This is a genomic window from Paenibacillus sp. FSL F4-0100 (assembly GCF_037993005.1).
Lineage (GTDB): Bacteria > Bacillota > Bacilli > Paenibacillales > Paenibacillaceae > Paenibacillus_AQ.
This window is the reverse complement of record NZ_CP150303.1, coordinates 1,847,693-1,864,842: the sequence shown is the minus strand read 5'-3', so window position 1 is coordinate 1,864,842 and position 17,150 is coordinate 1,847,693. Positions and strand designations below refer to the sequence as shown.

At 50.3% G+C, this 17,150-nt stretch carries 18 protein-coding genes; 6 read left to right on the top strand and 12 right to left on the bottom strand.

Annotated elements, in window-relative coordinates; translation table 11 throughout:
* Positions 1 to 257: 257 nt before the first annotated feature.
* Positions 258 to 563 (bottom strand): metalloregulator ArsR/SmtB family transcription factor, encoded by a 306-nt coding sequence (locus tag MHH48_RS08105; RefSeq protein WP_076323083.1) that lies wholly within the window; start codon positions 561 to 563, stop codon positions 258 to 260.
* Positions 544 to 1,611, bottom strand: coding sequence for an NAD(P)-binding domain-containing protein (locus tag MHH48_RS08100; protein WP_076323182.1), 1,068 nt, complete (start codon positions 1,609 to 1,611; stop codon positions 544 to 546). Before MHH48_RS08100 ends, MHH48_RS08105 begins: the two co-directional genes overlap by 20 nt.
* Before the next feature lie 235 nt (positions 1,612 to 1,846).
* On the opposite strand from MHH48_RS08100, the gene MHH48_RS08095 reads away from it, so the two are divergent.
* From MHH48_RS08095 to MHH48_RS08085, 3 genes are read left to right on the top strand one after another with little or no spacing between them, the layout of a single operon-like run.
* Entirely contained in the window at positions 1,847 to 2,098 is a 252-nt protein-coding gene (locus tag MHH48_RS08095; protein ID WP_076323082.1) for a FeoA family protein, read from the top strand.
* A complete protein-coding gene (locus MHH48_RS08090) occupies positions 2,095 to 2,841 on the top strand; it encodes a FeoB small GTPase domain-containing protein (protein ID WP_076323081.1) in 747 nt (248 codons plus the stop codon). Before MHH48_RS08095 ends, MHH48_RS08090 begins: the two co-directional genes overlap by 4 nt.
* Complete coding sequence (locus MHH48_RS08085) at positions 2,792 to 4,177, top strand: nucleoside recognition domain-containing protein (RefSeq protein ID WP_076323080.1); 1,386 nt, start codon at positions 2,792 to 2,794, stop codon at positions 4,175 to 4,177. Before MHH48_RS08090 ends, MHH48_RS08085 begins: the two co-directional genes overlap by 50 nt.
* Before the next feature lie 172 nt (positions 4,178 to 4,349).
* Here the strand turns inward: MHH48_RS08085 and MHH48_RS08080 are convergent, their stop codons facing one another.
* The 7 genes from MHH48_RS08080 to MHH48_RS08050 all read right to left on the bottom strand — a co-directional run bounded on the left by MHH48_RS08080 (position 4,350) and on the right by MHH48_RS08050 (position 11,026).
* The gene (locus tag MHH48_RS08080) at positions 4,350 to 5,234 is read right to left on the bottom strand and encodes a carbohydrate ABC transporter permease (RefSeq protein ID WP_076323079.1); all 885 of its coding nucleotides are present in this window, start codon (positions 5,232 to 5,234) and stop codon (positions 4,350 to 4,352) included.
* Positions 5,235 to 5,247: 13 nt separating this feature from the next.
* Positions 5,248 to 6,129, bottom strand: coding sequence for a sugar ABC transporter permease (locus tag MHH48_RS08075; RefSeq protein ID WP_076323078.1), 882 nt, complete (start codon positions 6,127 to 6,129; stop codon positions 5,248 to 5,250).
* A 99-nt stretch (positions 6,130 to 6,228) separates the two neighbouring features.
* Positions 6,229 to 7,548, bottom strand: coding sequence for an extracellular solute-binding protein (locus MHH48_RS08070; protein WP_076323077.1), 1,320 nt, complete (start codon positions 7,546 to 7,548; stop codon positions 6,229 to 6,231).
* A gap of 115 nt (positions 7,549 to 7,663) precedes the next feature.
* A complete protein-coding gene (locus MHH48_RS08065) occupies positions 7,664 to 8,449 on the bottom strand; it encodes a response regulator (protein WP_076323076.1) in 786 nt (261 codons plus the stop codon).
* Entirely contained in the window at positions 8,424 to 10,217 is a 1,794-nt protein-coding gene (locus MHH48_RS08060) for a sensor histidine kinase (protein WP_076323075.1), read from the bottom strand. Before MHH48_RS08060 ends, MHH48_RS08065 begins: the two co-directional genes overlap by 26 nt.
* 36 nt (positions 10,218 to 10,253) lie before the next feature.
* The gene (locus MHH48_RS08055) at positions 10,254 to 10,526 is read right to left on the bottom strand and encodes a hypothetical protein (RefSeq protein WP_076323074.1); all 273 of its coding nucleotides are present in this window, start codon (positions 10,524 to 10,526) and stop codon (positions 10,254 to 10,256) included.
* A 275-nt stretch (positions 10,527 to 10,801) separates the two neighbouring features.
* On the bottom strand, positions 10,802 to 11,026 hold the full coding sequence (locus tag MHH48_RS08050) for a LuxR C-terminal-related transcriptional regulator (protein ID WP_006208732.1): 225 nt from the start codon (positions 11,024 to 11,026) through the stop codon (positions 10,802 to 10,804).
* A 290-nt stretch (positions 11,027 to 11,316) separates the two neighbouring features.
* Between MHH48_RS08050 and MHH48_RS08045 the strand changes: the two genes are divergently transcribed.
* Genes MHH48_RS08045 through nagA form a run of 3 tightly spaced genes read left to right on the top strand, consistent with a single transcriptional unit; the run spans position 11,317 to position 14,108 of the window.
* Positions 11,317 to 12,192 (top strand): MurR/RpiR family transcriptional regulator, encoded by an 876-nt coding sequence (locus MHH48_RS08045; protein ID WP_076323073.1) that lies wholly within the window; start codon positions 11,317 to 11,319, stop codon positions 12,190 to 12,192.
* Positions 12,193 to 12,195: 3 nt separating this feature from the next.
* Positions 12,196 to 12,924, top strand: coding sequence for a glucosamine-6-phosphate deaminase (nagB, locus tag MHH48_RS08040; protein ID WP_076323072.1), 729 nt, complete (start codon positions 12,196 to 12,198; stop codon positions 12,922 to 12,924).
* Positions 12,921 to 14,108 (top strand): N-acetylglucosamine-6-phosphate deacetylase, encoded by a 1,188-nt coding sequence (gene nagA, locus MHH48_RS08035; protein ID WP_076323071.1) that lies wholly within the window; start codon positions 12,921 to 12,923, stop codon positions 14,106 to 14,108. Before nagB ends, nagA begins: the two co-directional genes overlap by 4 nt.
* 96 nt (positions 14,109 to 14,204) lie before the next feature.
* Here the strand turns inward: nagA and MHH48_RS08030 are convergent, their stop codons facing one another.
* From MHH48_RS08030 to rfbC, 3 genes are all read right to left on the bottom strand, one after another.
* Positions 14,205 to 15,332 carry a YhcN/YlaJ family sporulation lipoprotein gene (locus tag MHH48_RS08030; RefSeq protein WP_076323070.1) on the bottom strand — a complete coding sequence of 376 codons (1,128 nt, stop codon included), beginning with the start codon at positions 15,330 to 15,332 and terminating at the stop codon, positions 14,205 to 14,207.
* A gap of 211 nt (positions 15,333 to 15,543) precedes the next feature.
* Positions 15,544 to 16,527: a dTDP-glucose 4,6-dehydratase gene (gene rfbB, locus MHH48_RS08025; RefSeq protein WP_076323069.1), complete on the bottom strand. Its 984-nt coding sequence runs from the start codon at positions 16,525 to 16,527 to the stop codon at positions 15,544 to 15,546.
* A 6-nt stretch (positions 16,528 to 16,533) separates the two neighbouring features.
* On the bottom strand, positions 16,534 to 17,091 hold the full coding sequence (gene rfbC / locus MHH48_RS08020) for a dTDP-4-dehydrorhamnose 3,5-epimerase (protein WP_076323068.1): 558 nt from the start codon (positions 17,089 to 17,091) through the stop codon (positions 16,534 to 16,536).
* Positions 17,092 to 17,150 lie beyond the last annotated feature (59 nt).

Genomic DNA, 17,150 nt, shown 5'->3' with positions numbered 1-17,150 from the left:
GGACGCAAAAGGCGCTCCTTGCAAGATGCTTCATAAGGCGGTAACGGGCCGAATCGGCTCCGCTTGTTGACAGCGGGCAACTACAAGGTAGGAAGGACGCAGCCAAGCGGTGGAAGCCTTTCAGCCGGGGGCTTCTTTTCTGTCTCGCCGAATCATGCATCCTCATGTCCTTGATGATCGTTATTCACGGGAAATTCATTTTCCAATACATTACAGCCGGACGTTCAGAATGTCAAGCATGAAAAGGACAGGCATACTTAATGAGCGATATGATCCAGCACTTGCCGCAAGATCCCGATGACATGATCATCTTCATACGTATAAAAATATGTATTTCCGTCCCTCCGGTATTTGACCAGTCTTAAACTGCGCAGATAGCCAAGCTGGTGGGATACCGCCGACTGACTCATGCCAAGCACCTCGGCAATATGGCCGACCGGGCATTCTTCTTGCGAGAGCAAATGAAGAATCCGGATCCGCGTCGGATCCGAAATGGCCTTCAGCAGTCGTGACGCTTCCATGGCCTGGTCTTCGTGCAGCAGCTCATGGTGCTCTTTTTCCATAAACTAATCCCCTCTTCTCCATAATGGCTTGAACGATTTCGCGGGCATCCCGTGAAACTCCTGCCAAGAGTGCGGAGCCCCGGTGCGTCTGCCAAGGCAAACCTACATAATAGAGCCCCTTCACCGGACTGATACCGCGTGTATGAATAACAGCCTTCTTATGATTCAGCGCTTGATCCACATGAAGCCAATCATAGCTGGAAACAAAGCCGGTTGCCCAGATGATATTCCGAACCTTAAGCTCCGTTCCATCCTCGAATCGCATGCCGGAAGCGCCGGCATCAACGGCTCTCTTTTTCAACACCACTTTACCGCACTTGACCGCTTGTTTCAATTCATATCCAAAAATCGGGTCTCCCCGACGCTTCAGCTTACGTCCCACCCAGGAGGAACCGCTGGCTGATAGAATGCCGAGTTTGTCCAACCACCAGAACATCCCCTTGCCCCCAACGGTCATGGGTAAATACCGCGGCTGCTGTCCAAGAGCCAAATACGTTTCCCGACCGCCAGACAGTTCGACCGCTATCTGCGCCCCGCTGTTCCCGCCGCCAACGACAAGAACGCCGCCCTCTTGAAGCTGGGAAGGTCGCCTGTAATCGGAGGAATGCAGCTGGACAATATCCGCTGGAACCGATGCTGCAAACGCCGGAATGCGAGGCTGCCGGAACGGCCCGGTAGCGATAATCAGCGACTTCGCATGATATTCTCCCGCATGGGTTTCGATTATAAACCTGTCTTCTTCCTTATGGACACACTTCACATCCGTCTCAAATTGGATGGGCAGCTTAAACCGTTCTGCATAGGATTTCAGATAGGAAGCCATTTCATCTTTGTCCGGGAACCCGTCCGGATCCCCATCTATCCTCATTCCATGCAATGCACTGTGAGTTCTCGGTGTAAACAACTTCAGCGAATCATATCTCGTCTTCCATGCATCGCCTGCCTCCGATCCCCGATCCAACAACAGAAACTTCATCCCTGCCTGCCGCAACCAATAGCCGGTTGCCAATCCTGCCTGCCCCGCGCCGATAACGATTACATCCCACATCATATAGGTATCACTCCAATTATATGAATAATTGCTCATATATAGATATTACATGGATCTTGTTCTCCCTTCAAGCATAAAATGGTGATTGCATCGTCAAACGCCGCATGAAACTCGAATAAATATCTGATGAATTCAGTTGACAACACACGCATTCAGTCATACTATAGGCATAAAGTTGCTTCGAGGAAACATTATATGCTCGGCCCAATTTAGTAGGGAGAGGTTAAACTTTATGGGTGAGACAAAGAATAGGCAGCATTTGCATCAGGCAGCGCTCGGCGAGCGGTTTCTGATTGAACAGGTGGATATCCGCGGGGAGCATAAACGGCGGCTTCTGGACCTCGGATTCGTTCCGGGTTCCGTTATAGAAGTGCTGAAAGCCAGCCCGCTCGGTGACCCCACCTCTTATAGAGTAGCAGGTACCGTCATTGCATTAAGAAAAGAAGAAAGTCAGTTAATCTGGGGTAAGGTGATGTCATTATGAGAACTTTTACTGTCGCACTGGCTGGCAACCCGAACACGGGCAAAAGCACGCTTTTTAATGCCCTCACCGGCCTAAAGCAGCACACCGGCAACTGGTCCGGCAAAACGGTCAGTCTCGCAAGCGGCAATTACGATTACAAAGACACCCGCTTCCAATTTATCGATCTGCCCGGAACGTACTCCTTGTTCTCCAACTCGGCCGATGAAGAAGTGGCGCGCGATTATATTATTTTTGAGAAACCGGACGTTACCCTGCTGGTTCTGGATTCTACGGCGCTGGAAAGAAGTCTTAACCTTGCGCTTCAAGTGTTGGAAATGACCGACCGGGTCATCGTCTGCCTGAATCTGATGGATGAAGCGAAGAAAAAAGGAATCAAGATTAACGCACGCAAGCTTACGGATCAGCTCGGCGTTCCCGTCATTCCGATATCAGCCAGAAATAACGATGGGCTGGATAACCTGTCCGAGCAGCTGCTTCTAATGTGCACAGGGCAGACTCCGACTACGCCGTACCGGATGAAATATAACGAACAGCTGGAAGCGCAAATTTCCGGCCTGGAGTCCGAATTACGAGACATTTTCGGCGACGAATATCCAGCCAGATGGCTGGCCATCCGTTTTCTCGATGGAGACCGGAGGCTGATCGCGACGCTGAAAGACCGATTAAAAGCTTCGGATAAAGGGGGGATTTCACTTGGAACAGCTAAAGCGCTTGGAAGCTCTAACAGCCATCATTCCTGCTGAGCAGGTAGAGGATGTTCGGGAAGATATCGTGGGTGAGTTATTCAAAAAATCCCGCGAGCTGTGCAGTGAAGCCGTCACCGTGACCAACCGGGAGCTTCTGTACCGTTCCGAGCGTCTGGACCGCATCTTCACCTCCAAGCTGTGGGGATTTCCGATCATGCTGGCTATGCTCGGCGTTATTTTTTACTTAACGATCGCAGGCGCTAACGTGCCTTCCTCCATGCTGGCAAGTTTCTTTGGCTGGATCGAAGGATACCTGACGATGGCCTTTCAGGCTCTCCATGCTCCCGATTGGCTCTATGGTGTGCTGATACTCGGATTGTTCCGGGGTACCTCCTGGGTCGTCAGTGTCATGCTGCCTCCCATGGCCATCTTCTTTCCGGCCTTTGCACTGCTTGAGAACTATGGCTATTTGCCTCGGGTAGCCTTTAACCTGGACCGCCTGTTCAAAAAAACGGGAGCGCACGGCAAGCAGTCCCTTACCATGGCGATGGGATTCGGCTGCAATGCGGCGGCCATTATGTCGACCCGGATTATCGAGTCGCCGCGGGAGCGAATGCTCGCCATTCTGACCAACAACTTCGTGCCCTGCAACGGCCGCTGGCCAACCCTGATCCTGCTGGCCTCCTTGTTCATGGCTGCAGGTTTTTCGGGAGGAGCCCAGACGCTCGTGACGGCTTCCGTTGTTATGGGCATGGTGCTGATCGGTGTCGTTGTCACGCTCGCGGTATCATGGGGATTATCTAAAACCGCCTTGAAAGGCATTCCTTCCCACTACACCCTGGAGCTGCCGCCATACCGTAAACCGAAGATTCTGAATACGATTCTCCGGTCAACCCTGGATAAAACCATCTATGTCCTGCGCAGAGCCATTATCGTAGCGGCACCTGCAGGCGTGCTTACCTGGGTACTTGCCAACATCTATATTGGCGATTCCAGCATTCTGGTTCATTTCGTTGAATTCCTTGATCCGTTTGCGCGAGCGCTCGGACTCGACGGCTTCATTCTGATGGCCTTCATCATCGGACTGCCCGCAAATGAAATCGTGCTGCCAATCCTGCTGATGGGATATTTGGCTACGGGCTCCCTGACCGAGGTTACCGATATGTTTGCCCTTAAGCAAATCTTCCTGGATCAAGGCTGGACCTGGCTGACCGCGCTAAACATGATGCTGTTCTCACTGCTCCACTATCCTTGCGGAACCACGCTCGTCAACATCTGGAAGGAAACCAAAAGCGCGAAGTGGACGTTCCTGTCCTTTGCCATCCCGACGGCTATCGCAATCGGCGTTACCTTCCTTGTTACTCAGGTGGCCCGGGCATTGGGATGGGTTTAACGACAGCGGATTGAAGTAAGAGGCATCTCAAAGGTAGATCCAACCTTCGGATGCCTCTTCTTCTGAAAGCTGTGCTATAGATGGAGATATATAGCAAACGAGCCGCTCCAAGATAGTCTTCTTGGAAGCGGCTCGATATTTTTTACCCGGAAATGGATGAGTTCTATGAAACTTAACCTTTCACTGAACCAGCAGCGATGCCTTCCACGATACGATCACTGAGGAAAAGGAACATCAGCAATATTGGCAAAATGCTGATCATCAAGGTTGCGCCAATAGCACCCCAATCGGTTGTATATTGTCCGATAAAGTTTTGCACGCCAACGGTGAGCGTCTTGAACATATCCGAGCTGATAAACGTATTCACGAAAATAAACTCGTTCCAGTTGTAGATCATGTTAATAATGGCTGTTGTCGCCAGCACCGAGCCCGTCATCGGAAGCACAATCCGGAAGAAGACCCGGTGAACCGAGCAGCCGTCCATGACCGCTGCTTCTTCCACTTCCTTTGGCAGCGTGTAATAAAACCCGAGCAGAATCATAATCGTAATCGGCATATTGAAAGCCACGTACGACAATATCAAAGAAACCGGATGATCGGTCAAGCCAACCTTGTTGAACATGCTGAACAGTGGGATCAAGGTGGAATGAACAGGAATCATCATGGCAACCATGAACAAACCGAGGACAAAGGAACTGCCCTTCCACTTCATTCTCGTAATCGCGAAGGTGACAAGACTCCCTAATATGACCGTTAGTGCTGTTGCTACGACGGTAATCCAGACGCTATTCAGAAAATAAACGCTGATGTTGCCGGCACTCCATACCTTCTCGTAATTCTCCCAGCGCGGATTCATGGGAAGGGACAGCGGAGGAAGATCGAATACTTCCTGATTGTTTTTTAATGAGAACAGCAGCAGCCATACGAGCGGAAACAGCTGAAATACGGCTACTCCGATCAGCACGATATACAGCAGCGTGTAACCCAGCTTACCTCCCACTCCGTTTCCGGACCGAGCACGCCCGTCTTGGAGTTGTCCTGTGGCTCCGGATATCATGAAGTTTCCCTCCTTATGAATATTGGATCGTTTCTTTTGATGCCGTTAATTTCCGGATGACCCACGTTACGATCAGACAGATCACCAGCAGGAAGAACCCGATCGCGCTGCCGTAACCGAAATCATAAGCGCGGAAAGCCGTATGATACATATAGGAAGCCATCACTTCGCTCGCGCCGTTAGGGCCCCCGTCCGTCATGACAAAGATGAGGTCAAAATATTTCAAGGAACCTACCACCGCCAGCACGATCGTAACCTTAATCACTTCCATGATGAGTGGAAGCTTGATCCGGAACGCAATTTGCATGGAGGTTGCCCCGTCGATCTTGGCAGCTTCAACCAGCGATGCCGGGATGTTCTTCAGAGCTGCATAATAGATCAAAATATAAAAACCGGCATACTGCCACAGAATCGGAATAAACAAAGCAAACAAGACAAGCGACGATTCAGCAAGCCATGCCGGCGGGTTCGTGATCCCGATGGACTCCAGGAAGCTGTTCACAATCCCGTTCGTCGGGTGGTAAATGCGGAGCCACAGCTGCGCGATCGCAACGGAGGACAGCAGCATGGGTATGAGATAGATTTTGCGGAACAGGTTGGCGCCTTTGATCTTGGAGGCCAGCACCATCGCCACGGCCAGATAGATCATAAGGCTTGCAGCCGAGAATACGGCTAACAGCAGGGAGTGCCATGCACTATCCCAGAACTTGCCGTCTGAGAGCAGCGCCTGGTAATTATCGAGTCCGATAAAGGTCATTGCACCAATGCCGTTCCATTCGTTCAGTCCGTAATAGGCGGTCAATAGAATTGGAATATAAACGACGGCCATAATCACAAGCAGTGCAGGCAGCACGTACAGCGCGATGATTTTTTTGTTGGACATCACTTTATCCAAAGTGTCCGACTCCTTTCTCCATATGGTCTAGAGGAAAGATTTATCCGGCATCACTGCCGGATAAACCAGGGTCCCGTTTCTTTGTTGTCCTAAAGAGTCTTAGTTCCCTTTGGAGATCGCTGCATCATGCTCTTCGGAGAATTTGTCCGGCGTTACGGCTTTGCCGAAGAGCGCCTGAATCATGTTCAGATGCGTCTCGGCGGCATTCGCCTCCATCTGTACATCCGCGAACAAGGTGATACTGCTTGCTTGATTCATTTCATCAAACAGATCGATGTACAGCTGTGGAAGCTCAAGCGTTGAGGTATCCACCTTCGTTGCCGGGATGACACCAGCACCTGTAACAGACTGCTCGCCCCACTTGGTTACGAAATACTCAACGAACTTCTTGGATTCCTCTTTCACCTTGGAATTCTCGCCAATAAACAAGCCAACACCCGGTCCGCCTACCCAGCTGTTAATATCGCCTTTGCCGCCTTCAACCGTCGGGAATTTGAAGAAACCGACGCTGTCGCGGAACTCTTGCGGGATCTCTTCATTGGTCGTAAAGTTAGGCAGTTCCCAGGTGCCCATCATGTACATGGCCGCTTTGCCGTTCAGGAATTCGGATTTCGCTTCCTCGTTGGATAAGCCGTTGAACCCTTTGACAAACGCATTGCCATCCACCAGCGATTGAACCTCTGCGGCTGCCTTTACAAGCGATTCATCCTTGAAGGAACCCGAACCGCTAATTGCACTGGCAAGCGTTTCTTGTCCGCCGATTCGATCTGCCAGGTACATGTACCAGAGCGAACCGGTCCAGCGGTCCTTGTTGCCTAGTGCGATAGGAGCAATCCCGTTATCGGACAGCGCCTTCACAACATTCTTGAATTCTTCGTAGGTTTGCGGCACTTCCAAGTTAAGCTGTTCGAATATCGCTTTGTTGTAATATACCGGCGCGATATTGAACTCGAGTGGAAGCGCATACGTTTTGCCGTCAATCGCATAAGCCTCGGTCGTGCCAGCTACGAATTTTCCGTTAAGCTGACCCCCCAGCAAATCATCTACCGGCGCAAACAAGCTGCCTTCTACATAAGGCTTCAGGAATCCGGCTGCCCAGGTCACCCCTACGTCCGGAAGCTCGTTCGACGCGGAAAGCACTTTCAATTTATTTTTGTATTGCTCATTATCCAGAACTTCCTGTTTGATCGTCACGTTCGGATTCTCTTTTTGATATTCTTCGATGATCTGATTCACGATTTTGTTCTGTCCTGCAGAAACGCCTGCCGGCCATAAGTGCATGAAGTTCACCGTAACTTTCTCGCCTTCGCTGCCGCTGCTGCCTGAATCCCCCGTGCTGCTGTTGCTCGATCCACAACCAGTCGCAACCAGAGCGAGACACAATGTTAAAAGCAGAACCGTCCATTTTTTGTTGAACACGTTTACAACCCCTTTTCTAGTATGCTGTTCGCGTATTGAAACCGCTTTAATCAAATTTTATCAGTGAGGGGATGATTGTATAAGGTCATAATGATTGGGACTAATTCCACTTTTATTAGATTTCCGCCCCGCTATCAGATACGCTATGGCGGTATTGACTCGGGCTTACTTCCTCAAGGTCACGGAACACCTTCACAAAATATTTTGCCGTTTGGTATCCTACCTTCTCTGCAATTTCCGCGACAGGCAGCGAGGTGCCCGCCAGCAGCTCCTTGGCCCGCTGCACCCTGCGGCGCGTCAGATATTCGCTGAAGGTGAGCCCCGTCTGCTCTTTGAATAACACGCTGAAATAACTGGAATTCAGATGAAGCACGTCTGCAACTTCCTTAAGCGATACCGACTCCTGAAGATGCTGATCCACGTGCTTCAGCGCTTCCTGTACCTGGATGCTGTAGCGCTTATCCTGCTGCGACGTCTCCAGCAGTTTGGGATCCACCAGCTTCTCCATCCGCTCGATCCGATCTATTTTTTCCCGGCGTTCCAGAGCCGATTCGACCGCAGCCACCAGCTTCCGCTTATCCAGCGGCTTCAGGAGGTAATCCACGACGCCATATTGCAGCGCTTTCCGGGCATAATCGAATACCGAATAACCGGATATGACAATAATGACCGGCGGATGCTCTAATTCATGCAATCTCTCTATGAGCTCGAGTCCCCCGATTTCCGGCATGCGGATGTCCGTCACCACCAGATGAGCCACCTGTCCCTGCAGCCACTCCAGCGCCTCTACGCCGCTTGATGCCGTCACGATTCTGCAGCGGCCAGACGACCATGCCTCCAGGGTCTTTCTTACCCCTTCCCTCGTTCTCGGTTCATCATCCACGATCAGTATCGTTTTCATGCTTCTCCCCCTTGGCATCGTTAGCCTGAACATCATTCGGAATTTGAAATGAGACCGTCGTTCCCTGACCCACCACGCTGTGAATACGCAGGCCGGCTTGTCCGGAAGCGTAATACAACCGGATTCGTTGCTCTACATTGGCAATGCCGACACCGCTTTTTTTAGAAGATTCCGTGTATCCTTTTTCCATGGAGGAATAAAGAGAGGCCACCCTCTCCTCGTCCATTCCGGGGCCGTCGTCGGTAACCGAAATGACCGTATATCCAGGGCGATCGGAGGCATTCGCCCGCACAATGACGGCACCTGGCCCCAATCGCTGCTCAACCCCGTGCAGGATCGCATTTTCCACGATCGGCTGAATCAACAGTTTCGGAATCGGCACGCTTTTGCTAGCTTCATCGGCCTCAATTTTCCAGGATAACCGGTCCAGCATCCGCATTTTCATAATCATCAAATAACGTTCAGCATGATCCAGCTCGTCCCTGATTGTTACCCACTCATCCTCGTCTTTGCGGTTAATGACGTAACGGAATAAGCCGGACATCGCAACCACGATTTGGGCCAGCTCTTCTTCGCCTTGATCATCCAGCGCCCAATAAAACGCTTCCAATGTGTTAAAGAGAAAGTGCGGATTGATCTGTGCCTGCAGCGCTTTAAGTTCTGTCCGGCTCTGAATGATTTCCTTCTGATACACGACCTCGATTAATTCGTTCAGCGAATCTACCATCTGGTTGTATGAATTGTTAAGCTCGTTGATCTCCATCGTCTTCGAGGTGACGGCAATGGGCCTCAGCGTCCCCAGCCTCACGCCGCGCATGGCTTTGATCAGATTCAAAATCGGCCGGATGATCATCGTGGTCAGAATAAAGCTTAAAATCAGAAACAGCAGCGCACCAACGCCCCCGGATACGATAATCGCGGTTCGCAGCACCGATATCCCCTCAGTCGTATAATCGACAGGTGTCAAGATGACCAAGTTCCAACCCGTGGCCTCAGACTGTTTCTGTACGGCAATGTAATTTTCATGACCGAGCGTAACCGTCTCCCCTTCGCGTTGCAAAACCTCCTTCGCATCCACCGGGGTAACAAAATCCGACGAGATTTCATTCCCAGCCTGATCAAACAATCCCATCGTTTCACGCGAATCGCTGTCCGTACCGCCAGCCGAATCCGCCAGCGCAAAATAGTCCTTCTCCAGCTTCACGAGCAAGTACCCGCCGTGGGCAAAGGAATGGTCAATCAGACGGATTCTCCGTACCGCTACCACCACATCCGGATCCCGGGGATCCTGACCGAACCATACCAGCTTCCCCATGCCCTGGTCTGCCGCAGCAATCCAATCGCCCCTAACCCGGCTGGTCAGACGGCCTTCATCCAGCGGAAACAGCCGCCGATAGTCCTTCGTATATAATTCCAGCGACCGGATGCCCGTAGCATAGGCTTCATATTTACGAACCTCCTGTTGAAGGGACTGCCGTTCTCCGAATGTAATCGACTTACCCGCAGTCTCCTGCGCCAGAAAACGCTGAACCGTTGCGTTCGTCGAGACTTGAGCCGTCAATGTATCCACCTGCTTGAGCAGCGCATCCAGCTTACCCGTGGCCTGCACGGCCGTCTGCTGAATATGCTTCTCCGCACTGTTGCGCAGCAAGGCCGAAACCTGATCATATACAAACACCCCGACCAATGCCAATACGATAACCATCACCAGCATAAATCCAAGGAAAATTTGATTCCGCAGTGTATTCAGCCTGCCAAACCTGTTCAAGTTCTGCACTCCCTTTCGATTGGGAACTGTTATTCACTATAGGGGATATAATTCCTGATGCCGTTCAAGCTCTCTTTTGCAATCGGTGCACAGCCCTCTTACAGCGCCGGAGTCATCCGCGTAAAAGATTAATTGGCGCTTGCGGCGGCATTTACTGCACGCTTGTCCATCCTGTCCGCTGCGGGTTCGCGTTTTTGTTTTCAAATGAATGACATTACGCTCACTTCCGCTGCTTTTCTTGCGTCTGAACCCTACAAATACAAGAAGAACAAGAACCACTCCGGCCATCATCCCGATCATCCATCCCATGTTTATTTCACCTCCGACATGTACAGGCTATTTGTACAAAATAGCTACCAAACGATTAGCAGATTCGCACCCCATGATCACGTATAAACGACGAATGCTACATCTAATACCAACTGCGAACATTTTAACATATCTCTATTTGTCATGGCGGTTCCTACCATTTCCAATCACAGAATATATTTTCCCGGAATGAAAACACAAAAAAGCCTTCTCACTCCCGTTGCTACGGGAAGGAAGGCTTTCGCTGTGCTTTCGTTCATGCAACCGGCATGGTGTCAGATCTTCAACTCACCGAGTTTTATCAACTCAACGACAGCTTGCGAACGGCCCTTGACGTTTAACTTCTGCATCACATTGGAGATGTGGTTACGCACCGTCTTTTCGCTAATAAACAACTGCCCGGCGATATCGCGAGTCGTTTTATCCTGTACTAGCAATTCAAATACTTCGCGTTCACGGTGGGTTAACAAGAACTTGCTGTTATGGTCGGTCCCCTTCAATGGTGTCACCCCTCCTTGCCCGGGTATGTGTGGTCTAACAAGGGTAAGGGATACAGTCAACTCATCTTATGTCAGATCAGGGGGGAAGGTGCGAAAGAGGCCAACAATTTGGGCGATTGGCCCGTATTGGCGATTTTTGTCCTTGCTTCCTCTCGTAGGTTGGTCTATGATGAGGGTGTAAAAATTATTTTCTTTATTTTTTCATATTTTTAAAAATTATTTTCAAAATGAAAATCCCATTCGTTATGCCCAGGCAATAAGCTCACCGGGAACCTTGAAGGAGGCTTTTGATGACACCAATCTTGCATATTATTTCTGTCGAAAAGGAAAGTCTGCCCCGTCAGGAACGACGACTCGCAGAGTTTATTTTGACAGCTCCATCCGAGATTGTGCATATGGGCATTAAAGATCTTGCAGAGCAGTGTGAGGTCAGCGCTGCCACTGTAACCCGTTTTTGTAAGAACTTTCAGTGTAAGGGGTATCCTGATTTTAAGCTCAAGCTTGCCGCCGAGATCGCTCATGCCGAGATGGCTTCGCGCACGGGAAATACGCGCTACCAGGATATCGTTGCTGGCAACCCGCTTGCCGGCATCGTCGAGGCGATTGAATCCAATCATCTGACTTCGATCCGGGATACAACAGAGCTGCTCGATTTGGGTCAGCTGGAGCGTGCCGTGGATGCCCTATGCCGCGCGAAGCGCATTGATCTGTACGGAGTGGCTACCTCTTCCATTGTGGCACAGGACTTCTACCAAAAGCTGATCCGGATCGGCAAAAACTGCACGGCTTTTGCAGATTCGCATATGCAGATCACATCAGCCTCCACACTGACTTCAAGCGATGTTGCCGTGGCTGTTTCATACTCTGGCGAAACGCCGGAGACCATCGATGCGTTGAATTGTGCCAAAGACGCCGGCGCCTTCACGGTCAGCATCACGTCGTACCGAAGCAGTGCCATCTCCGCTCTGGCAGACATCACACTGTATTCATCTTCATTAGAGGAAGGAATGCGCCGGGGAGACATGGCTTCGCGTATCGCCCAGCTTCACATTATTGACATCCTGTTCATGGGTATGGCCAGTCGGGACTTCTCTACGTATGTTCCCCGTCTGGAGCAATCATATCTTAATGTTCAAAACTATCGCAAAAGCCGAGGAGGACAATAACTAATGAATATTTACACATTCAGCGATGAAGAACAATTTGTACAAACAGCCGCTAACCAGATCTCCAGCCTGCTCCACACCAATCCGCGCGCCACACTGGGACTGGCTACAGGAAGCACGCCGGTCGGGCTCTATAACAAGCTGATTGAAATGAATCGTCAAGGCCTGGTCAGCTTCGCCCAAACCACAACATATAATTTGGATGAATATGTAGGCCTTCCCGAGAATCATCCCGAGAGCTACCGCACCTTCATGAATGAGAAGTTCTTTAATCATGTGGACATCCAGATCGAACGGACCCATGTACCAAACGGCAATGCCACCAATCCGGAAGAAGAATGCTTGAATTACGATAAAATGCTGGAAGAATTCGGCCCGGTTGATCTCCAGCTTCTAGGCCTTGGACATAACGGACATATCGGTTTCAACGAACCTGGCGAATCCTTAAGCGGCGGTACGCATGTGGTTGAGCTGCAGGAGAAAACACGTAACGCCAACGCAAGGTTCTTCCCTACCCTGGATGATGTGCCAACCCATGCGATTACGATGGGTGTTGCTACGATCCTGAAAGCCCGTCAAATCCTTCTTCTCGTCCGCGGTGAGGATAAAGCGGAAATTGTTCACCGCGCATTGAAAGGACCGATTACCACAGAGTGTCCGGCATCGCTGCTTCAATGTCATCCGAACGTGGTTGTCCTTCTGGATCAAGGCGCAGGGAGACTGCTGGTATGAGTGGCGAACGAAAAGAATCTGTCCAACTGCTGTATGGTCAAGTCCTGACGCCAAACGGCATCTGCAAAGACGGCGTGCTGGCCATTCAAGGAGAGAGCATTTCATACGCCGGTGATACTTCCGGGCTCCCTGCTGATCTGAAGCAGGCAGCAGCGGAAGTGATCAATCAACCGGATGGCTACATTATTCCCGGTTTTATTGATATCCACGTACACGGGGGTAACGGTGAAGATTTCATGGATGCCACCAAGGATGTCCTGGATAAAATCACGTCGTTCCACAGCTCTCAGGGCACTACGGCCATGCTTGCTACCACGATGACGGCCCCTAAGGCAGCCATCGACCATGTATTGCAGGAAGTTAACGACTACCAGAGCCAAGATATGCCTTACACAAGACTGGTAGGCGTACATCTGGAAGGCCCTTTTATCAGTCCAAAATGGCCTGGCGCACAAAATCCGGAGCATATCGTCCATGCTAATATCGATTGGCTGGAAGAGTGGGTATCCACTTACCCTGACCTGGTTCGCCAGGTGACGCTGGCACCGGAGCGTGAGGGAGCGCTAGAGGCCATCTCTTGGCTGAACAACCACGGGATCGTAGCCGCTCTGGGGCATACGGATGCCACCTATGAGGAAGTCGAAGCCGCCGTGGAAGCAGGTCTTAGCCATGGCGTGCATACGTTTAATGCAATGACAGGATTGCATCACCGCAAGCCTGGCGTGGTGGGCGCAATGCTGAGTGATGATCGCTTAAGCTGCGAGATCATTGCTGATGGTATCCATGTTCACCCCGCTGCCATTCGGATTCTAGCCCGTATGAAGCAGGACGGAAATCTAATTCTGATTACCGATGCGATGTCCGCTACCGGTATGGCTGACGGCGAATATACGCTGGGTGACCTGCCGGTCGTTGTGGAGAACGGCATCGCCACGCTCAAGAGCAACAGGGACAGTCTGGCTGGCAGTACGCTGACGATGATCAAAGGCTTTCAACTGTTGGTCCGAGAGGTTGGATTGAGCATTGAACAGGCTTCCCGCGTCGGAAGTCTGAATCCCGCCACAAAAATCGGCATCGCTGATCTTACAGGCTCGCTTGAAGCCGGCAAGCTTGCCGACGTGCTAATCCTTTCAAGTGATCTAGAGCTTCAAGGCGTTTGGATTCAAGGACAACGCAAACATTAATCTGATTGATGATTGCCTATAGCAAACAAAGCAAAGGAGCTGCCTTTTTAGGGATAATTTCATTCCTAAAGAGCAGCTCCTTTTGGTATAGAGGTTTTACCGGCTGTTCCGATTACCGCCAAACCAACCGTCATCCGTATCATTCTTCATCAGGTTGCCGCGGGTATCGTTCATGCCGTCACGACCGCCAACATGAAGCGGGAACACGCGGTTAATCCATGTGCCGAAATCGCGCGAAAGCGTTCCAACCGTGTTCGCTGCATGACCATCCGTTCCAAAACGACGGGCATGCTGATAAAATCCTTCATCTGTGGAAACATATACTTGACTGATATGTGGAGCGGTTTTGCGAATCTTGCTCGTAATTTCATGTCGAACATGCTGAGGAACCTCTTCACGAGTGCTCATCATACCCATGTTGTTATTGTTGTAAGTTCCATAAGGAACGCCATTGATGCCTGTTCCCATATAAGTGTTATTAGTCGTTCCCCTAGTTCCGGTAAGGCTGTTGGTTCGTATACCGTCAGTACCCGTAAGTCCGTCAGTGCGTGTTCCCATAATTCCATCAGTGCGTGTGCCGTTAGTACCCATAAGTCCATTCGTGCGTGTTCCGTTTAACGTATTATAATTGCTGCCGCCAAATCCGCCATGGGTGGTCGTTCCGTTTACACCGAAGCCGCGGTTATCAGCAGTGCGACCAAGGCCTGTTGTGTTTTCTACAGCACGTGTGGTTTTTCCCACGACACGTTCTGTACCCCTAGCCATGTTGTTCAGAAGGCCAACGCTGCCCGTGCTTGAAGTTCCGAACGTACGGTTCCTAACATTTGTTCTGTTCATGCCTGTCGTCGTCCGGCCGTCTGTATAACGGTTTGGAGTGCTCATACCCGTCACATGACCGTCAATGTTGTTGGTGTGCGCGCCATCCTTGGACAGTGAAACGTAGGCGTTGTGGTTGGTCACAAATACATGTGCTGTACCAACGCCAAGATCAGACACCTTTTTGGACAACGTTTTGCTGTACTTAAGGTTCGTCAGGTCATGCTGTTGCGTGCTTCGCACGTGCAGGTTATTATTCCGCACGGATTTCACACCGACACGGCCACCGTCCACACTTTGGGTACGCGTCGTTTTGCCGTCAGTAGTGTTACCGCACCCTGCTACCGCAGCCATACTAAGCAGCAATGCTGTGGAGACGGTCAGGTTGAGGGCTTTGGACTTAATCATGATTCATCCTCCATCTCTATAGTGAGTGTGTTAACATCGTATAGGATGACCTTGCAGCAGAGCCGGTATGCTGAAAGGTTTTAACATGGAAGATAAATGCTGACTAGACCTTTTATGCACCAAAAACGCCGATTAAAGCATTCAGCATCGGTGTTTCATTCCATTATAATGTCCTGGTTTATTCAGTTAAACGAAATCAGGGCAAGCCCTGTTAATCACCCTCTTCAAGCGGTGTTCGCACTTGTTCAAGCCAAGCTATGTTGTCCTGATACCATCGGATCGTCGCACGAATGCCGCTTTCATAATTATATTGGGGAGTCCAACCAAGCTCCTTCCTTATCTTATCAGCATTAATCGCATAACGACGATCATGTCCTAGGCGATCTTCAATGTGCTGAATCAATGATTCAGGTTTGTTCAGTTCAGTCAGGATCGTACGGATGACCTGCAAATTATTCCTTTCATTGTGTCCTCCAATATTATATATTTCTCCTTCAACGCCGCGGCGCAAAACCAGATCGATTGCCCGGCAATGATCTTCTACGTACAGCCAATCGCGTACGTTCAAACCGTCCCCATACACCGGAAGGGGCTTGTTATGCAAAGCATTGTAAATGATAAGCGGTATTAGCTTTTCAGGATACTGATATGGGCCGTAATTATTTGAACAGCGCGTGATATTGATCGGTAATCCAAACGTCTCATAATAAGCTCGAACAAGCAAATCGGCGCCTGCTTTGCTTGCAGAATAAGGACTGTTGGGTTGAAGCGGTGATTCTTCGGTAAATAGGCCGGTGGCTCCCAGCGTTCCATAGACCTCGTCTGTAGAGACCTGGACAAACTTGCCGACTCCATATTGCCTCGACAGATCGAGGAGCGTCTGAGTTCCTGCCACATTCGTCAAGACAAACAATTCAGGCTGCAAAATGCTGCGGTCGACATGAGATTCAGCTGCAAGATTAACTACCGCATCAACCCCCTCCTTAAAGAGGGGTTCTAAAGCTGCCCGGTCTCTGATATCCGCTTTCACAAAACGATATTTAGGATTCGTCCGCACTTCGCTCAGATTTCCTGAATTGCCGGCATACGTTAGTTTATCCACATTAATAAATTCGTCATGCGGATGTTGAGACAGCATATATCGTATAAAGTTACTGCCTATAAATCCCGCACCGCCTGTAACAACGATCTTCATGCCACCTCACCCCTCGTATATATAGTTATTTTCTGCCATAGCCAATCGAGGATGCTTTGAATCTTTGTCTGAGAGAACAGGTTTGTTCACGGGCCAATCGATATTAAGATCCGGATCGTTCCAGGCTATACCTCGATCATGCTCTGGCGAATAGTAGGCATCGACCTTGTATATGACCTCCGTCTCGTGAACAAGGGTACAAAAACCATGGGCAAATCCTTTGGGAACGAGAAGTTGAAGGTAATTGGCTGCGGATAAGATAAAACCTTGCCATTGTCCATAGGTAGGAGAGCCCGAACGAATATCAACGACCACATCATAGATCGCCCCGCTTACAACGCGGATCAATTTCGTCTGTCCCTCGGGAGACAGTTGGTAATGCAGTCCTCTAATAACACCCGCCTCACGTGACATCGAGTGATTATCCTGAATAAAATGGTCGTTAATGCCGCATCCTTTAAGAACTCGATCATTGAAACTTTCCATAAAAAATCCCCGATGGTCTTGGTGAACGGCCGATTCAATCCGTTTCACGCCTTGGAGCTTTGTATCCGTGATTTTCATCTGCTGCCTCCGGTACATGGATTAGAAAGAGCTTTACCGAAAACGTCGGTTTCCGCTCT

Coding starts and splice junctions, on each gene's coding strand:
- MHH48_RS08105 (WP_076323083.1), bottom strand. CDS start 563: ATGGAAAAAGAGCACCATGAGCTGCTGCACGAAGACCAGGCCATGGAA.
- MHH48_RS08100 (WP_076323182.1), bottom strand. CDS start 1,611: ATGTGGGATGTAATCGTTATCGGCGCGGGGCAGGCAGGATTGGCAACC.
- MHH48_RS08095 (WP_076323082.1), top strand. CDS start 1,847: ATGGGTGAGACAAAGAATAGGCAGCATTTGCATCAGGCAGCGCTCGGC.
- MHH48_RS08090 (WP_076323081.1), top strand. CDS start 2,095: ATGAGAACTTTTACTGTCGCACTGGCTGGCAACCCGAACACGGGCAAA.
- MHH48_RS08080 (WP_076323079.1), bottom strand. CDS start 5,234: ATGATATCCGGAGCCACAGGACAACTCCAAGACGGGCGTGCTCGGTCC.
- MHH48_RS08065 (WP_076323076.1), bottom strand. CDS start 8,449: ATGAAAACGATACTGATCGTGGATGATGAACCGAGAACGAGGGAAGGG.
- MHH48_RS08055 (WP_076323074.1), bottom strand. CDS start 10,526: ATGGGATGGATGATCGGGATGATGGCCGGAGTGGTTCTTGTTCTTCTT.
- MHH48_RS08045 (WP_076323073.1), top strand. CDS start 11,317: ATGACACCAATCTTGCATATTATTTCTGTCGAAAAGGAAAGTCTGCCC.
- nagB (WP_076323072.1), top strand. CDS start 12,196: ATGAATATTTACACATTCAGCGATGAAGAACAATTTGTACAAACAGCC.
- nagA (WP_076323071.1), top strand. CDS start 12,921: ATGAGTGGCGAACGAAAAGAATCTGTCCAACTGCTGTATGGTCAAGTC.
- MHH48_RS08030 (WP_076323070.1), bottom strand. CDS start 15,332: ATGATTAAGTCCAAAGCCCTCAACCTGACCGTCTCCACAGCATTGCTG.
- rfbB (WP_076323069.1), bottom strand. CDS start 16,527: ATGAAGATCGTTGTTACAGGCGGTGCGGGATTTATAGGCAGTAACTTT.
- rfbC (WP_076323068.1), bottom strand. CDS start 17,091: ATGAAAATCACGGATACAAAGCTCCAAGGCGTGAAACGGATTGAATCG.